13 protein-coding genes are annotated in these 16885 nt (G+C 68.3%); 6 read left to right on the forward strand and 7 right to left on the reverse strand.

Going from position 1 to position 16885, the window contains the following annotated elements; all coding sequences use genetic code 11:
* Together IPP98_04715 and IPP98_04720 are read right to left on the reverse strand one after the other, a co-directional pair.
* A partial coding sequence (locus IPP98_04715; protein ID MBL0178414.1) for a hypothetical protein occupies nt 1-252 on the reverse strand: 252 nt, incomplete at its 3' end.
* Nucleotides 249-767 carry a DUF2939 domain-containing protein gene (locus IPP98_04720; protein ID MBL0178415.1) on the reverse strand — a complete coding sequence of 173 codons (519 nt, stop codon included), beginning with the start codon at nt 765-767 and terminating at the stop codon, nt 249-251. The genes IPP98_04720 and IPP98_04715, both read right to left, overlap by 4 nt.
* Nucleotides 768-850: 83 nt before the next feature.
* Here IPP98_04720 and IPP98_04725 point away from each other — a divergent pair, with 83 nt between their 5' ends.
* Nucleotides 851-1486, forward strand: coding sequence for a TetR/AcrR family transcriptional regulator (locus IPP98_04725; GenBank protein MBL0178416.1), 636 nt, complete (start codon nt 851-853; stop codon nt 1484-1486).
* A gap of 51 nt (nt 1487-1537) precedes the next feature.
* On the opposite strand, the gene IPP98_04730 is transcribed toward IPP98_04725, so the two are convergent.
* Together IPP98_04730 and IPP98_04735 are read right to left on the reverse strand one after the other, a co-directional pair.
* Complete coding sequence (locus tag IPP98_04730; GenBank protein MBL0178417.1) at nt 1538-4342, reverse strand: insulinase family protein; 2805 nt, start codon at nt 4340-4342, stop codon at nt 1538-1540.
* Nucleotides 4343-4382: 40 nt separating this feature from the next.
* Nucleotides 4383-5180, reverse strand: a complete 798-nt coding sequence (locus tag IPP98_04735) for a metallophosphoesterase (protein ID MBL0178418.1) — start codon at nt 5178-5180, stop codon at nt 4383-4385.
* Between the two features lie 157 nt (nt 5181-5337).
* Between IPP98_04735 and IPP98_04740 the strand changes: the two genes are divergently transcribed.
* The 4 genes from IPP98_04740 to hrpB all read left to right on the forward strand — a co-directional run bounded on the left by IPP98_04740 (nt 5338) and on the right by hrpB (nt 9697).
* Nucleotides 5338-5655 (forward strand): hypothetical protein, encoded by a 318-nt coding sequence (locus tag IPP98_04740; protein ID MBL0178419.1) that lies wholly within the window; start codon nt 5338-5340, stop codon nt 5653-5655.
* Between the two features lie 226 nt (nt 5656-5881).
* Complete coding sequence (locus IPP98_04745) at nt 5882-6385, forward strand: hypothetical protein (GenBank protein ID MBL0178420.1); 504 nt, start codon at nt 5882-5884, stop codon at nt 6383-6385.
* Nucleotides 6386-6456: 71 nt separating this feature from the next.
* On the forward strand, nt 6457-7188 hold the full coding sequence (locus IPP98_04750) for a class I SAM-dependent methyltransferase (GenBank protein ID MBL0178421.1): 732 nt from the start codon (nt 6457-6459) through the stop codon (nt 7186-7188).
* Nucleotides 7148-9697, forward strand: coding sequence for an ATP-dependent helicase HrpB (hrpB, locus tag IPP98_04755; protein MBL0178422.1), 2550 nt, complete (start codon nt 7148-7150; stop codon nt 9695-9697). Before IPP98_04750 ends, hrpB begins: the two co-directional genes overlap by 41 nt.
* A 3-nt stretch (nt 9698-9700) precedes the next feature.
* Here the strand turns inward: hrpB and IPP98_04760 are convergent, their stop codons facing one another.
* From IPP98_04760 to IPP98_04770, 3 genes are all read right to left on the reverse strand, one after another.
* A complete protein-coding gene (locus tag IPP98_04760) occupies nt 9701-12667 on the reverse strand; it encodes a PAS domain-containing protein (protein ID MBL0178423.1) in 2967 nt (988 codons plus the stop codon).
* Between the two features lie 106 nt (nt 12668-12773).
* A complete protein-coding gene (locus tag IPP98_04765; protein ID MBL0178424.1) occupies nt 12774-13286 on the reverse strand; it encodes an outer membrane beta-barrel protein in 513 nt (170 codons plus the stop codon).
* Nucleotides 13287-13371: 85 nt separating this feature from the next.
* On the reverse strand, nt 13372-14310 hold the full coding sequence (locus IPP98_04770) for a serine hydrolase (protein MBL0178425.1): 939 nt from the start codon (nt 14308-14310) through the stop codon (nt 13372-13374).
* A gap of 177 nt (nt 14311-14487) precedes the next feature.
* Between IPP98_04770 and IPP98_04775 the strand changes: the two genes are divergently transcribed.
* On the forward strand, nt 14488-16845 hold the full coding sequence (locus IPP98_04775) for a carbohydrate binding family 9 domain-containing protein (protein ID MBL0178426.1): 2358 nt from the start codon (nt 14488-14490) through the stop codon (nt 16843-16845).
* Nucleotides 16846-16885 lie beyond the last annotated feature (40 nt).

Raw genomic sequence — 16885 nt, forward strand, 5'->3', positions numbered from 1 at the left:
CACATTGGCCATCGGCATGATGCCGAGCGAGTCGAACTGGGACGCGACCGGCCGCCGGGCGTTGGCACGGGAGCGTTGGAAGACCTGCGCGCCCTGCGCCCGCTGCGCCGGATGCGGCGCCGGACGCGGATCGGGGAGGAGGCGCATGGTCGGCGAGGCGACGCGGGGCCGACCGCTGACCTGGGCCAGGAGCGGCGTCGACGCATGGTGGAGCAGCGCGAGCCCGAGCAGGATCGTGGCAGATCGGGTCATCGCCCGCTTCCGTTGGTCTGGCGAGGGCTCCAGGCGCGGGTGAGCTTCCACGTCAGGCCGCTGCGCGTAAAGGTCAGGACACCACCATCATCGGCAGTCTTGCCTGCCGGATAAAGGACGACATCGACCTGTGAGGGCGCACGGTAGCGGTACGAAGTGATGGTGTTGCCGGTCAGGGAATCGGCGGCGCCCGGGCCCGGGAGGCGCGTCCCGAACCCGGTCACGATCTGCGACAACCCCTCCGGCGTGACCGCCGCGTCGACCAGCCCGCCGAGCAGGGCGATCGCGGCGGTGGCGCCGATGCCGGAGCGTGCCCGGCCCTCGAGACCCTTCCGGAGGTCTTCCCGCAGGTTCATGCGGAGCACCGGGAAGTCGACCGTGGCCTCGAGTTCGGCCTCGTTGCCGAAGGCGACGCCCTGCAGGAAGCGGTCGTAGGCTCGGCGCGGGGCGACGTAATACCAGACGCCGGTCACGAGCAGGGCCATCAGGACGGTCCAACGGAGGAGGCGGGCCATGCTGGAATGTAGGGGGAGGTCGGCGAACCGCGAACGGCGAGCGGCGATTTGCGCTCTGCATTTAACGGCGTTAGGCTGACGGTATGCCCTCCAAGCGCCGCCGCACTCGCGAACGCGAAGCCACCCACGACCGCATCCTCGATGCGGCGCGGGAGTTGTTCGTGGAGCGCGGGGTCGAGGCGACCACGATGCGGGCGATCGCCGACCGGCTGGAGTGCACCGCGCCGGCGATCTATCACCACTTCGCCGACAAGCAGTCGCTGCTCCGCGAGCTGGTCACCCAGGACATCGGTGCGCTCGGCGCGAGCTTCCAGCGGTTGCGGCAGGTCGCCGACCCGGTCGAGCGGCTGATCAAGTTGGGGATGGCCTACGTCCGCTTCGGCCTCGAGCATCCGCAACACTATCGGCTGCTCTTCATGACGCCGGGGGCGAAGCGGGACATCGGTGGGGACGGCGTCGGCCGGATCGAGCGTCATCCGGAGAGTGACGCCTACGGCATCGTCCGCGCCACGGTCACCGAGGCGATCCAGGCCGGACGCTTTCACGGACTGTACGGCGATCCCGAGCGCGTGTCGCAACTCTGCTGGGCGTCGGTCCACGGGCTGATCTCGCTCCACGCCGTCTTCGCCGATGATGCGTGGATCGAGTGGCGTGACGTGGAGACGAGTGCGGAGCGGATGCTTGCCGCGCTCGTAGATGGGATGATGGATGATGGATGATGGATGGGCGCTGGCAGCCATCCATCATCCATCATCTCTCATCCATCATCCTTACGGCGTCGTCCCCGGCTCCGGCACCAGCATGAACCTCGCGACGTTCTTCGGGTCGAGGAACTTCTGCGCCGCGGTACGCACCATCGCCGGGGTGAGCGCGGTCAGGCGCGCATCCCAGGTGAGGATCTCCGCGAGCGGGCGTCCTTCCTGCTGTGCCTGACGCAGTTGGCCGAGCCACCAGCCGTTGGTCTTGACGGCGACTTCGGTGCCGCGGCGATACTGCGCCACGAACTTCTGCAGCTCATCGGCCGTCGGCCCGTCCTTCCGGAGCGCGGCGATGATCCCCTGTGCGGCGGTCCACAGCGTGTCGACCTGTTCCGGCGTCGACGTGAACTGGATCATCGCGTTGTATTCCCCGTGCGGCTGGCGGCTCACCTCGGTCATCGCGTTGACGCTGTAGGTGGCGCCCATCGCCTCGCGGAGCGTTTCGAGCAGTCGCGTCTGCAGGATCTCGCCGACCGCCTCGGCGGCGAGTTCGGTCATCGCATCGGGCGGTTCGGTCGCGCCGGAGAAGACCGCGAACTGCTGGGCCACCGGCTCCTTTCCCTTCCGAATCGTCTTGGTGATCACGCCGGCGGGCGGCCGCGGGGCCACATCCTTCCAGCTCTCCTTCCGTCCGGTGACGGGGAGGGCGCCGAGCCACTGCTCCACCCGCGGACGGAGGGAGTCGAGTTGCACGTTGCCGACGATCAGGAAGGTGTAGTCACCGAAGTCGGCGAAGCGCTCCGTGTAGATCGCCCGCGCCCGATCGGCGTTGAACATCTCCAGGGTGGCGGCGGTGACCGCCGGCTGGCGCGGTGAATGCTGCGTCATCACCGCCGACAGGGTGTCGAGCAACGCCATCGTCGGGATGCGATCGCGGCCGGCGAGTTGACTCTTCAACTGGTTGACGAAGGCGGTCACGGCGTTGGAGTCGTAGCGCGGCGCGGTGGCGTTGAGCCAGAGCAACTCGAAGAAGGTGTCGAGGTCCTTCGGCGTCGTGGTGCCGCCGATCCCTTCCGTGAGATCGGCGATCGAGGCAGAGACGCGCGCGACCTTGCCGGCCAGTCGGCGACGAAGCGAGGCGGCATCGAAGTCGCCGACGCCGCTCTGCTGCACGATCACGGTGGCGAACTGCGCGTTGAGGACGTCGGCATCGCTCACCAACGAGGCGCCGCCGGGCGACCAGCCGGAGACCACGATCTCATCCGCCTTGAAGGTGGTCGGCTTGACGAGCACCCGGATGCCGTTGGAGAGCGTCCACTCGGTGAAGCCGAGCTCGCTGTTCTGTTTCTCGGCCACGATGCGCCCCGCCTTGGGGATCATCGGGACGAGCGGGCCGGCCACGGTGGTCTCGGTCCATGCGTCGGTGGTCATCGTGTCGGTGCGCGCGACGATCGCGAGCAGCGCCGCCTGTGTCGGCACCGTCATCCCGGCCTTTTCCGGAATGCGCGCGGCGAGGAAGCGATCGCTCCCCGCCGCCTGCTCGCGGAGGGCGGCATCGATTTCGGCCTTGGTGATCGTCGGCAGGAGTTGCTGCGCGAGCGCGAAGCGCGTCTTCGCCGATGGGGTGGTGTTGCCGCTGGTGATGGCATCGACGTAGAGGTCGACGAAGGCGTTGCTGAACGCCTTCTCCTGCTCGTTCGCGGCCACTTCCCGCCCGCGCAGCAGCGACGCCTTGGCGCGCTCGAGCTCGGCGGGGAGGACGCCGTGTTGCGCCAGGCGACGCGCCTCGCGCAGCACCTCCTCGAACGCCTGGGTCAGCTTCCCTTCCTTCGGGCCGACCGAGACCGAGAAGAGCTCGACGTCGCGAATGAGGCGCGTCGGGCCGATCCCGGCGCCGACGAAGCCGGCATTCGGATTCCGCGCGAGGTCGGCGAGTCGCTGGCCCGCGATGGTCGAGACGATGGCATTGATGAGGGCGCGACGCTCGTCCGCCTCACGCCGATACGGCCCGTGGGACGGGCGCCGCACCAGCAACTGGATCGACTCGCTGCCGAGCTCGGGATCGGTGACGATCGAGACGCGGGTCCCCGGCTGTTCCGGAATGGGGGCATCGACGCGCGGCCTTGGCCGCGGCGGATTGGTGAGCTTGCCGAAGCGATTGCGGATCAGCGCCTCGAGCCGATCGGCCGGCACGTCGCCGACGGCGATCACGGCCATCAGGTCAGGGCGGTACCAGTCGCGATAGTAGCGCTTGAGCGGCCCCGGCACCGCGTGCCCGATCGTGGCGGTGTCGCCGATCGGCAGCCGCTCGGCGTAGCGCGAGCCGCGGAAGAGGAGCGGGAATTCCTTGTCCTGGATGCGCTTGCCGGCGCTGAGACCGCTGCGCCATTCGCCGAGCACCACGCCGCGCTCATTCACGACCTCGGTCGAATCGAACGAGACACCACTCGCCCAATCCTGGAGGATGTCGAAGGCGCGCTCGAGCAGCTCCGGCTTGTCGGTCGGGACGGGGAGGATGTAGACCGTCTCGTCGAAGGAGGTGTAGGCGTTGAGGTCGGCGCCGAAGCGGACCCCGATCGATTCGAGATACGAGACCAGGTCGTTCTTCTTGAAGCGCGTGGTCCCGTTGAAGGCCATGTGCTCGATGAAGTGCGCGAGCCCGCGCTGATCCGGATCCTCCTGAATCGATCCGGCCCGCACCACCAGCCGCAGCTCAAGTCGATCGGCGGGGAGGGGGTGCTGTCGGATGATGAATCGGAGGCCGTTGGAGAGCGTCCCGGACCGGACCGCGGGATCGGCTGGGATCAGGGCATCGGGGGTCTGGGCGGCGAGCGGGGCGGCGGCCAGGAGGAACAAGGCGAGCGAGAGGTGACGCATCGACGGTCCGGAGAAGAGAGATGCCGGAAGATACCGCGCGTCAGAGGGTGATGGCCGCCACGCGCGGGTCGCCATAGCGGGCCGCGGCCACCCGAAGGCTGAGGTTCGGCAGGATCGTCGCCTCCCTGGCGGCGTGGGTGTGTCCGGCCAGGACGGTGAGCTGGTGGTCGGGATGGGCCATCGCAAAGCGTCGGAGGACCGCCCCTGTGGCTCCGGAGACCAGCAGCGGGTGCCATTCGGGGCGGGAGAGGCGGCCGCCGGCGGGGAGTCCCTCGACAAAGGGCGGCACATGGGTCGCGACGACGATGCGGCGGTAGCCCGGCGCGGCCCGCTCCAGGAGGGTGGCGAGCCGCGTGGCATCGGCGTCGGCCAGGACGCGCTTGACCGCAAGCTTCGAGATCCGGTCGGGCTGCGCTGCGACCTCGGCGATCAGCCGATCATCATTGAGGACCAGCGGGGTGGTGAGGGCGTTGCCGGCGCGGCCATCGGCCCAGCCGTCGACGCCGACGAGGGCGGTGTCCGGATCGAGGGGAACGACGCCGGCTGGCGGCAACCATCTGATGGCTGGATGGGTCTCACCCAGAGCGATCACCGCGTCCCGGACGCCACCGACGCTGCCGTGGTAGTGGTCGTGGTTGCCGAGGACGAAGTAGAGTGGCGCGGCGGCGGCGTCGGCGAGGTCGACCAGGTCCTGGACGAGGCGCGGGGCGGTGGAGAGGTCGCCGGTCAGGATGACGGGAACGGCCGGCCCCCGACGCAATGCGAGGCAGAACGACTCGATCACCCCGGGTGCGGCGTGGTCGAGATGGAGGTCGGTGGCCCAGCGGATCCCGGTCATCAGCGTCTTTACCCTTGGCCGGGGCGGCGCGTCAAGTCTGGTGCGAACTGCCGGAATGTATAGATTGGATGCACTGCGGTATTGATTCAAAGTAGAACGTCCCACCGTTGGAACGCAGGATAAAGCACCCCTACTCACTCTGTTGGAGGCTTCACGTATGCGGATCAAGTCCATGTTTGCAGGTGCAGTGCTGGCGCTCGGCGTTGCCGCCTTTGCGCCGTCGACCGCCTCGGCGCAGGTCGGCTTCGTCGTGCAGGGCAGCTACGGCTTCGACGTCGAGGAGATGGGCGTCGGCGCCGGCGTGAACCTCGGGTTCTGCGGCGCGTTCTGCGATGGCCTCGACAACAGCGAGATCGGCATCAACGTTCTTGGCGGCTACAAGCTCGGCACCGGCAAGGCGGCTCCGTTCGTGCAGGCCCGTTTCGCCATCGGCGGCGCGGAGCAGCTCTACGTGACCGGCGGCTTCCGCTTCTAGTCACCCTCGGCGCATGACCCTTCGGGGTCGGGCGTCGGACCACGCGGGGACCTCCTCAACGGGGGGTCCCCGCGTCGCGTATTGGGGGGGATTGGCGCGGAGCGAGCGAACGGGGCGCAGCATGCTGCGCCTGTACACTGAGCTTCGGCGCGGTTCGTTGGGATCACGGTAGGGTGAGCCGGGCGCAGCATGCTGCGCCCATACACACTGAGCGTCGGAGCGGTGCATGAAGATCTCGAAGTGGGCAGGGGTGCTCGGGGCGGTGCTGGCGCCGCTCGGGGCGGGGGCCCAGGCGCCGCGGCTGTCGATCATCACACAGGCAAGCTACGCGACGGACTTTGAGGCCTTCGGCGTCGGTGCCGGGCTCGGCTTCCCGATCCAGGAGTCGAAGGTGGGCGACGGGATCCGCGGCCAGGCGACCTTCGACTGGTTCTTCCTGGACAAGGTGGTTTCCGGCCCGCTCGCGACGAAGCCGACCTACTGGGAGTTCAACATCAACGGCACCTATGAGCTGCCCAAGACGCACGGCGTCTACGTCGGTACCGGGTTGAACTACACCAACTACACGGTCGATGGCGCGCTCTACACCAACGCCGGCGGGACGGAGCTGGGGTTGAATGCGATCGCCGGACTGAAGCTGGGGCGGGGCCACGGGGCACCGTTCGCCCAGGCCCGCTACGAATTGGGCGGCGGCAAGCAGCTGGTGCTCACCGGCGGCATCGAGTTCTAGGGGAGGCGGGGCCGGGTGATTCCCGGCCCCGTTACTTTTCACGACTTCCTTCCTGCCCGGAGCCCCATCCGATGCTTGCCCATGTCGAAGACGCCTACGAGGCCCTCTACACCGGCCGCTCCTACCAGCACGAGATCGGGCTGGTGGATCGCCTGCTGGACGTGCGGCTCCCGCCGCCGCCCGAGGACGAGGAGCCGGAGCCACGTCGGGTGCTCGAAATTGGTTGCGGGCCGGGCCTCCGCCTCGCGGTGCTGAATCAGTGGCACGGGAAGTACCGCCCGGAAGGACTCGACCGCGACCCCGAGATGCTCCGTCTCGCCGCTCGCCGCCTCGGCGAGGTCCCGCTCCACCTCGGCGACATGCGCGACTTCACCGTCGAGGGACAGTTTTCGGCGGTGCTCTGCCTCTTCGGAATGATCGGCTACATGAAGGACGTGGCCGATCTGACCAAGGCGGCAGCCCGGATGCGGGCACACCTCGCGCCGAAGGGCGTCCTGCTGCTTGAGCCGTGGCTGTCGCCGGAGCAGGTGACCGGCGGACACGTCAAGATTGACCGGGCCGTACGCCCAGGGCTCTTCGTGCAGCGGATGAACTACACGCGCATCGTCGGCAACCGCTCGCTGCTCGACATCCACTACCTGATCGGCACCGACTCCGGCGTCCGTCACGTGCAGGAGCTCCGCACGCTGACGCTGTTCACCGACGCCGAGTATCGCACGGCGCTCAAGGCGGCCGGCTTCGGCGACGTGGTGCTCGAGGCGTATGGGCCGCAGGGGCGCGGTCTCTATATCGCGCAGGTCTGATCGATCCGTGTTGCCAATTGATGTCATCCTTCCCGCGCTTCGGGCTGCACTCGCCGAGGCGCGGCGCGCGGTGCTGGTCGCGCCCCCGGGCGCCGGCAAGACGACGCGCGTGCCGCTGGCGTTGCTCGATGCGCCGTGGCTAGGTAATCGGCGCATCGTGATGTTGGAGCCGCGTCGGCTCGCCACGCGTGCTGCGGCGACCTACATGGCGGGGTTGCTTGGCGAGCGGGTCGGGCAACGCGTCGGCTACCGGATGCGGCAAGACACCAAGGTCAGCAGCGCCACGCGCATCGAGGTGGTGACCGAGGGGATTCTCACCCGCATGCTGCAGGACGACCCGACGCTCGACGGGATCGGTGCCGTGTTGTTCGACGAGTACCACGAGCGCTCGCTGGTGGCCGACACCGGACTGGCGCTCACGCTGGCCGCTGCCGAACTCTTCCGTGACGACCTGCGGTTGCTGGTGATGTCGGCGACCCTCGATGGCGCGGCCGTCGCGACGCTGCTCGGCGACGCGCCGCTGCTCGAGAGCGAGGGGCGCGCCTTCCCGGTTGAGACCAGGCATGCTCCTGCGCGGAGCGGTGTGCGGCTCGAGGCGCACGTGGCCCAGGTGGTGCGGGAGGTGCTCGCCACCGAGACGGGCTCGGTGCTGGTCTTCCTCCCTGGTGCCGGCGAGATCCGCCGAGTCGAGTCGCTGCTGCGGGACGGGGTGTTGCCGAGTGATGTCAGTGTGCAGCCGCTCTACGGGATGATGGAGGGGAGCGCGCAGGATGCGGCGATCGCCCCGGCGCCGGCGGGGCGGCGGAAGGTGGTGCTGGCCACATCGATTGCTGAGACGTCGCTCACGATCGATGGCATTCGGGTGGTGGTCGACGGCGGAATGATGCGGATTCCGCGCTTCTCGCCGCGCACCGGAATGACCCACCTCGAGACGGTGCGGGTGTCGCGTGCCTCGGCCGATCAGCGGCGCGGCCGCGCCGGGCGCCTGATGCCCGGCATCTGCGTCCGCTGCTGGAGCGCCGGGGAAGAGGCGGGGCTGGTGCCGCAGACGCGCGCGGAGATCCTCGACAGCGACCTGGCACCGCTGGCGCTTGATCTGGCGGCTACAGGCTTTGCGGACCCGACCGCCTTGCGTTGGCTCGACGCGCCGCCCGCCGCGGCGTTCGCGCAGGGGCGCGACCTGCTCACCTTGCTCGGCGCGCTCGATGGCGCGGGTGCCCTGACCGCACACGGTCAGGCGATGGCCGGACTCGGCACCCATCCGCGTTTGGCGCATCTGTTGTTGCGCGCGCGTGAGGGTGGGGCATCGACGCTGGCGCGCGCGGCGGCGCTGGTGGCGCTGCTCGACGAGAAGGATCCGCTCCGCGGCACGATGGGGCCACCCCCGGCGGACTTGGCGCTGCGACTCGACTTGCTCGATCGGCGGAGCACCGAGGGAGCCGGAACTCTTGGGGCGACGGTGGATCGCGGAGCGCTCGAGCGAGTGCGCACCACAGCGGCCTCGTGGCGGCAGCGGGTGGGGAACGCACAGGGTGCTGGCGCAGTATGGTCCGACGGCGTCCTGCTCGCGCTGGCGTATCCGGAACGCGTGGCCCGGCAGCGTGGTGGGCCAGGGCGCTTCCTGTTGCGCAACGGGCGCGGCGCCACCTTGCCGGCGACCGACCCGCTGGCGCACGAGGCGTGGCTGGCGATTGCGGCGATCGAGGATGTCGGACGCGAAGGGCAGATCCGGCTGGCGGCTGCGCTCGACATCGCCGAGCTGCTGGTGCATGCGAGCGAGCAGGTCGAAGTGGTCGACGAAGTGACATGGGACGACGTGAGTGATGCTGTTGTCGCGCGGTGCCAGCATCGGCTCGGCGCATTGGTGCTGCGCGAGCAGCCGCTGCGCGAGGTCGATGCCGAGGCCGTTCGGGGTGCGTTGTTGCAGGCTATTGCGGCTCGCGGCCTCGAGGCGCTGCCGTGGTCGGCCGGCGCGACGCAGCTGCGGCAGCGGCTGCATTTTCTGCACGCCCTCGACGCGCGCTGGCCCGACGTGAACGACGCTGCGTTGCTCGCGACATTGCCTGATTGGCTCGGTCCGAAGCTCACCGGCGTGCGAAAGCTTGCGGCCATCGCGCGGGTGGACCTTACCGGGGCGCTGCTCGACCACCTCGACTGGGAGCAGCGACGGCGGCTCGACGAACTCGCGCCGGAGCACGTCGAGGTGCCGACCGGCTCGCGGATACGCGTGGACTACGGCGATCCGGCGGCACCGGTGCTTGCCGTGCGGTTGCAGGAAGTGTTCGGCCTCCGCGAGACGCCGAAGGTCGGCGGTGGCGCGGTGCCGCTCACGATGCACCTGCTCTCACCTGCGCATCGTCCGATGCAGGTGACACGGGATCTGGCCAGCTTCTGGGCGACGGGGTATTTCGACGTGCGGAAGGACCTGCGCGGGCGCTACCCGAAGCATCACTGGCCGGACGATCCGCTGACCGCGCCACCGGTCCGGGGCGCCAAGCGGCGGGGCTGAGCGCTATCCCTCGAGCGCCTCGATCAGCTCGTCCAGCGTGAACGGCTTGGGCAGAAACGGCACCTCGCGGTTGCTGAAGGTGTGCCGAAGACGATCATCGTCCGTGAATCCCGACATCAGCACGACGCGTTGGGCCGGGTAGCGCTTCTCGATCTCTTCCAGCAATTCGAAGCCGGTGTGGCCCGGCATCGCGTGGTCGGTGAGCACCACGTCAAAGGGCGTAGCGCTCTCGGCGAGCGTGGCGAGGGCCTGCTCCGCGCTGTCGACGCTGGTGACACTGATGCCCCGGTGCTCCAGCAGGCGCTGCGTGCTGCGACGGACGCCCGGCTCATCGTCGACCAGGAGCACGCGGTGCACGGCATGGCTCGCGTGCTTCGGCAGATGCCGGGCGCCGACGGAGGCCGAGTCGTCCACGCCATCGAGGACGGGGATGATGAGGCGCACGACGGTGCCGCGGCCCGGCTGCGACTCGACCTGCACCGCGCCCTGCAGGCGCCGCACAAAGCCATACACCGTCGGCATCCCGAGGCCGGTGCCCTTGCCCTGGGGCTTGGTGGTGAAGAACGGTTCGAAGAGCCGCTCGCGAACCTCCGCGGTCATCCCGATGCCGGTGTCGCGCACGGTGATGATCACGAACCGGGAGGCGGCGGTCGCCTCGGTCGCCTCGAGGTTCGGGACGTCATCCGTCACCTGGGTGGAGATCACGACCGTGCCGCCGTCGGGCATCGCATCGCGGGCATTCGCCACCAGGTTGAGCAGCGCGAGTTCGAGGTTGGCGGGATCGAGACGCAACAGCTGTTCAGGCGCGCCCAGTTCGAAGGAAAGGGCCTGGGCCGGGCCGAGCATCCGTTGGAGCAACGGCGCTACCTGCGACACGACGGCATCGACGACGACCACGGCGCTGTGTTCCACATCCTGGCGCGAGAAGGCCAGCAGTTGACGCGTGAGCGCCTTGGCCCGGTCAGCGGCCATGGCGATGTCCTGCAGGTTCTGCACGTGGGGATCGCCCGCAGGCGTGGTACTGAGCATCAGCTCCGTCGTGGAGCCGATGGCGGTGAGCAGGTTGTTGAAGTCGTGGGCGATGCCGCCGGCGAGCTTGCCCACGGCATCCATCTTCTGCCCGTGACGGATCTGCTCCTCCAGCGCCTTCTGGTGCGTCACGTCGGAGTGCGTGCCGACCATGCGCACGGCATGGCCCTCGGCGTCGCGGGCGAACGCGCGGCCACGGGCGCGAATCCAGACCCAATGCCCGTCTGCGTGACGCATGCGGAAGGTCATGTCGTAGTCGTCGCCGGGCGCCTCCAGGTGCCGCTCGACGGCGGGCCACAGGATGGATAGATCCTCGGGATGCACCAGGTGGGTGAAGACGGAGATGTCGCCGAGCCGGCCCTCGGCCGGGTACCCCAGCATGCCGAACCACTGCGGGCCGAAGTAGATCTCCCCGGTGACGCAGTCCCAGTCCCAGACCCCATCCCGGTTTGCCTCGAGGACGAGGGCGAGGCGCTCCTCCGCCTCGTCCCGCGCCGCCTCGGACAGCTTGCGCTCGGTGATGTCTTCCGCCTGCACGATCATCTGCGCCGGACGATCGGAGTGGCCGCGGACGCCGGCGACCGTCATCAACGTCCAGACGAGCGTACCATCGCGCCGCCGACAGCGCCGCTCGGCCCGACTGCTGGCGAGACGCCCCGCGGCGATCTCGCGGAGCACCACCGAGGCCGCCGGGATCTCGTCGGGGTGGAGGATCTGATGCCACTGCGTCCTGGCCGCTTCCTCGAGGGTATAGCCGAACATGCTTGCCAGCGCCGGGTTCACGCGCAGGGTCGTGCCATCGTTGGAGACCAGGGCCATGCCGACGGCAGAGTCGTCGAACGCGGAGCGGAATTGTTCCTCGCTCTCGCGCAGGCGCGCCTCCGTCTCGACCAGCACCGTGATGTCGCGCGTGATGGCGTAGATGATGCCGGGATCGTCTGCGTGGGCCCGCACCAGCTCGCCGCGGGTGCGCATCCAGCGAATCGCTCCCGAGGGCGTGATGATCCGGTAGGACACCTCGAAGGGAACGGCTTCGCCCGGGTTCCAGGACGGGAGCGACAGTCGTCCCCGACGCACCCGCTCTCGATCGTCGGGATGCACCATCGCGCGGAGCTCGGCGATGGTTGTTGGCAGCGGTGCGTCGGGTGGCAAGTCAAACAGCGTACGATAGCTCTCGGAGACGACCAGGGCCTCGGTGCCCTGGTGCATCTCCCAGGCGGAGAGGCCGGCCGCGTGCATGGCAGTACGATAGCGGCGCTCGCTCGCCTCGAGTTCGGAGCGGTCCTCGATGACCAACTGTCGATAGTCGTAGGGGAGTGGTGTCTCCGACATCTCGATGGGACGCCACACGCCATCGGCCGAACGCAGCTTGCATCGGAGCGATGGCGGATGGACACCTTCCGCGAGCGGGCAATCCAGGTGATCCGGCAGTCGGAGACCGGCCAGGGCGCTCGGTGCCATCTGCATCAGGGTGGCGAATGCCGCATTGGCCTCCACGATCTTCCCGTCCGGCGCCACCAGCACGATCGAGTGGGTGGATCGCTCGAAGAGCAATTCGCGGAGCCGCGTCGACACCGCCAACTGGACGGCGCGCTGGCGCTCCGCGGAGAGATCCTCGATGAGCACCAGCAGCGTGTCGGAGTCTTCACGCGTCGCCGTCTGCCGCACCCAGGTCGCTTCGACGGCACCGGACACGATGGGATATTCGTCCGTCTGCGGCGCGTCACTCGCCAGCGCTTCGGCGAAGCGATCGACAAAGCGGTCAATGCGTGGGGTGGGGAAGATCTGACGGAGCGTCGAACCGGCCACCTGCGAGAGTGGCCGGCGAACCATCGCCGCGATGATGGCGGATGCCTCGGTCACACGAAAGTCCGTGATGCGATCGAGGGCATCACGCACTGCGGTCAGGCGAAAGCCGTTTCCCGGAAGCAGGGACGCCATGGTGAACTATACCCGGTCGGTCGCCGAGGACCAGCTTGCGGCGCGAAGGGGGGAGCGCCGCCCGACGCGACCGCCACACCAAGGTGGGCATGGCGGCCGCATGGCACTAGAACCGCAGGCCGACGGTGATCGGGATCAGCGTCGACTTCGGATCGCCGAAGCCGTACATCAGGCGGCCTTCCGCGAAGAGGTTCTTCCCGAAGCGGATGCCCATGCCGGCCGTCATCGCCGGATCGGAATTGGTGTTGGTGAAGCGGACGCCGCTGACGACGGCCTGATTCTCGTTGCGCACAATGCCGACGCCGCCGATGACATACGCCATCGGGGAGACGTCCAGATCCGCGCGCACGAAGGCGGCGAAGACGTTGGCGTGGGCGTCGGTGAAGGCGTCCTGATTCAGCCGATGCAGCGAGGCGTGCAGCTTGAAGGCCACCTTCGAGTCCAGCGCGCGATAGCCGATGGAGGCGGCGCCGTGGAAGCCGGTCTCGTAGAGGTCGGCAGTGTTGCCCATCGGGATCGTCACGCCGCCGCCGAGGGTTGTTTCGAACGAACCACCCTGGGCCGAGGCAAGGGTCGGCACGGTGGCGGCAAGAAGGGCAGCGAAGAGAACGGTGCGCATGCGGATGCTCCTGGTGAAGGTCCCACCGCGTTGGGCGGTGGTACTAACCAGAGAACACGTCCGAGTGTGCGGATGGCACACACAACTATTTCGGCTTGAAACGTTCTCCATCGTTGGGTGGAGTCCACGGACGCTTCGGTTCGAAGGTTTGCCACAGCAGTGCCGACACCTTGCGCAGGAGGGTGTAGCCCTGATTCGACGCGAGATAGGTGGTGTCCTGCTGGTTGCGCGTGATGACCGCGAAGACGTAGTCGCCGCTCGGGGCGTTCACGAGCACCACTTCCGAGCGCGAGCGATCGACGGCCCCCTGCTTCGACGCGGCTTGCACCCAGGGTGGGATGGCGGAGAGTGCTTCGCCGGTGAAGTAGATGCGCGTCAGGTGTCGATACATCTCGGCCGATGCCGCCGGTGACACCGCCTTCCCGTCGCGAATGCGCACCACCAGTTCGGCGATTTCGCGCGGCGTGGTCTGGCCCCATCCCATCGCGGCGCGGTTGGCCTGACGCCCCGGGGTCCGCGAGTTCATGCGGGTCGAATCGAAGCCGTTGGTCGCGAGCCAGTTGTTGATGACGGTGCCGCCGCCGACGAGCGACTGGAGCCAGAGCGCGGCGGCGTTGTCCGAGGTGGTGATCATCATCAACGCGACCTGCGAGAGGGGCACCTTGACGCCATCCCGCAACTTGTCGAAGAGATCGTCCTCGCCGTTGTAGCGCAGCGAGTCACTCCACGTCAGCGTTGTGTCAAAGCGCAGCGCACCTTGCTGCATCCGGTCGAAGAGGGTGGCGAGGATCGGCACCTTGATCATGGACGCCGTGGGGAAGAGCTCGTCGGCGCGGATGACGGCCCCGCGACCGCTCTTCAGGTGACGGACATAGATGCCGACGTCGCCCTGCACCGCGCTGGCCAGCGCGTGGAGCTTGGCTTCCAGCGCCTGGTCGCGTTTCACGGCCGGCCACTGGCTCTGGGCGGCGAGCGGGGCGGCGGTCAGGAGGAGGAGGAGGGTGGTGCATCGAAGAAGGCGCATCGGGCATCTCATCGGGATGGGGCGGGGCACGACGGGGAATACCTGATAATAGCTGCGAAACCGGGGTAGACTTCCGCCCGCCCGAAACCCCTCCGGAATCCGTGCCGTACAGGCTCCCGTTCGCCGGTTGCCGTTCGCCGTTCGCCGTCTACTCCCCACCCTCCCCCCGGACCTCCGATGCTGTTGCTCGCCACTGCCCTGACCGCTGTGACCCTCGTGGTGCCCGGTGGGCCCGATCCCGATCCGCGGGTGCATTCGGGGCGTGCGGGACAGACGGCGGTGAAGCCGCCGAGACTGTCGGGGGTCACGACGGTCGACGGCGTGCTGGACGAGCCGATGTGGCGGCAGGCCGCGGTCCTGACCGGCTTCTCGCAGTTCACCCCGGTCGACGGTGTGGCGGCGGGCGATTCGACCGAGGTCCTGGTCTGGTACTCGGCCACGGCGCTGCACATCGGCGTCCGGGCCTTCGCCCCGAGCGGCACCGTCCGGGCGACGCTGGCGGAGCGGGACCGGATCGGCAGCGATGACCAGGTGCAGCTGTACCTCTCGACCTTCAACGACGGGCGCCAGGCGTCGTACTTCGCCGTGAATCCGCTGGGGGTACAGGCGGACGGCGCCCTGAACGAGAGCGGCGGCGTCTCCTGCGGGATGATGGGGTGCGGCGCCTCGACGCGGCAGTCCCCCGATCTGTCACAGGATTTTGTCTGGACGTCCAAAGGGTCGCTCACGGAGGACGGCTACATCGTCGAGATGCGGATCCCGTTCAAGAGCATCCGGATGCAGGGGAGCAAGGTGCAGACCTGGGGCATCAACCTGCTGCGCAAGGTCCAACGGAGCGGGCAGGAACAGACGTGGACCACGACGAAGCTGGCGGCGTCGTCCTTCCTGGCCCAGTCGGGCCGACTGGAAGGGCTGACGGACCTCGATGCCGGCCACGTGCTCGACATCATCCCGACGGTGACGTCGCGGGTGACGGGTGCACCGCCGTCGGGCAGCGGTCGATTCGACTACGGTGGGGGGACGCCGGAGTTCGGCGGCGACCTCCGCTACGGCGTGACCCCCAACCTGACGTTGCGCGCCACGGCGCATCCCGACTTCTCGCAGGTCGAAAGCGACGTCACGCAGTTCGCCTTCGATCCGCGGCAGGCGGTGCGCTACCCGGAGCGACGGCCGTTCTTCCTCGACGGCGTCGAACAGTTCGATGCTCCCTCCGGATTGATCTACACGCGCCGCATCGTGCAGCCGGTCTTCGCGACGAAGTTGACGGGCAAGGTCGGCAACACCCAGGTCGGCGCGATGGCGGCGGTTGACGACCAGGCCGGCTCGGCGTTCGACAGTCACCCGGTCTACGGGATTGTCCGCGCCTCCCACGACCTCGGCCCCGGCTCGCGGATCGCCGGGCTCTGGACCGAACAGCACGACGGCGACGCCAGCAACCGCGTCCTCGGCATCGACGGCCGCCTGGTGATCAAGGGAATCAACTCGCTGACCTGGAGCGCGGCGTACGCCCACGACAACCGCAACGGCGTGGTGACCAACGCGCCGATCTTCAGTGCCGGGTTCCGGCGCGCGGGGCGCAACCTCCGGCTCAACTACTCAATGAACGCGGTGCCGGGCGACTTCATCACCCGCTCGGGGCTGATCGGCCAGCGCGACGTGGCCAACGTCGTCTTCGACCACAGCTACACCTGGCTCCTCGGCAAGAAGACGGTGGAGTCGGTGACCGGCGGCGTCTCGGTGCAGGGAACGTGGAAGTACGACAACTTCGTGCATGGCGGCGAGATCCTGAACCGCTATCTCCACTTCAACTCGACGGCGCGGCTCAAGGGTGGCTGGAATGTCGGCGCATCGTACTTCGTCGAGACCTTCGGCTATGACTCGACGATCTATCGCGGCGTCTATGTGCAGCAGGCCAACGGCGACGTCACGCCGTTCACCGGCGGCGGGCAGCGGCTGCCGAACAGCGACTACGTCCTGCAGTTCAACACCCCGGCATGGAAGCACTTCGACTTCAGCGGCTTCACCCTCGTGGGGCTGAACGACGAGAACTACGCCGAGTGGTCGTCGGGGCGTTTGTTCACGACCAACCTCGGGATGAACATCCGGCCGAACGACCAGCTCCGGCTCGGCTTCTCGGTCAACGAGAACCGCGTCTATCGCGCGACCGATCACAGCCGCGTCCTGTTGCAGGACGTGCTGGTCGGCCGGATTGAATACCAGATCTCGCGTGCGATGCAGATCCGGCTGATCACCCAGTATTCGATCGATACGCGCGATTCGCTGCGTGATGACGGCCGCACCAATCTCCCGCTGGTGGTGAAGGAGGGCAACGCGTTCGTCCCCGCCGCCGCGTACGATCGACGCGGCCTGCAGGCCAACTTCCTCTTCACCTACCTGCCGAACCCGGGCACGGTGATGTACCTCGGCTACGGCAACCTCCGCCAGCGGCCCGACCTCGATGGGCGGGCGGCGCTGGGGCCGACGCGGAGCGACTTCTTCTTGAAGCTGAGCTATTTGCTCAAGATGAGGGGATAGCGGCGAACAGCGAACAGCGAACAGCGAACAGCGAAGCGTG

The sequence above is a fragment of the Gemmatimonadota bacterium genome (assembly GCA_016720805.1).
In the GTDB taxonomy this organism is placed as follows: Bacteria; Gemmatimonadota; Gemmatimonadetes; order Gemmatimonadales; family GWC2-71-9; genus Palsa-1233.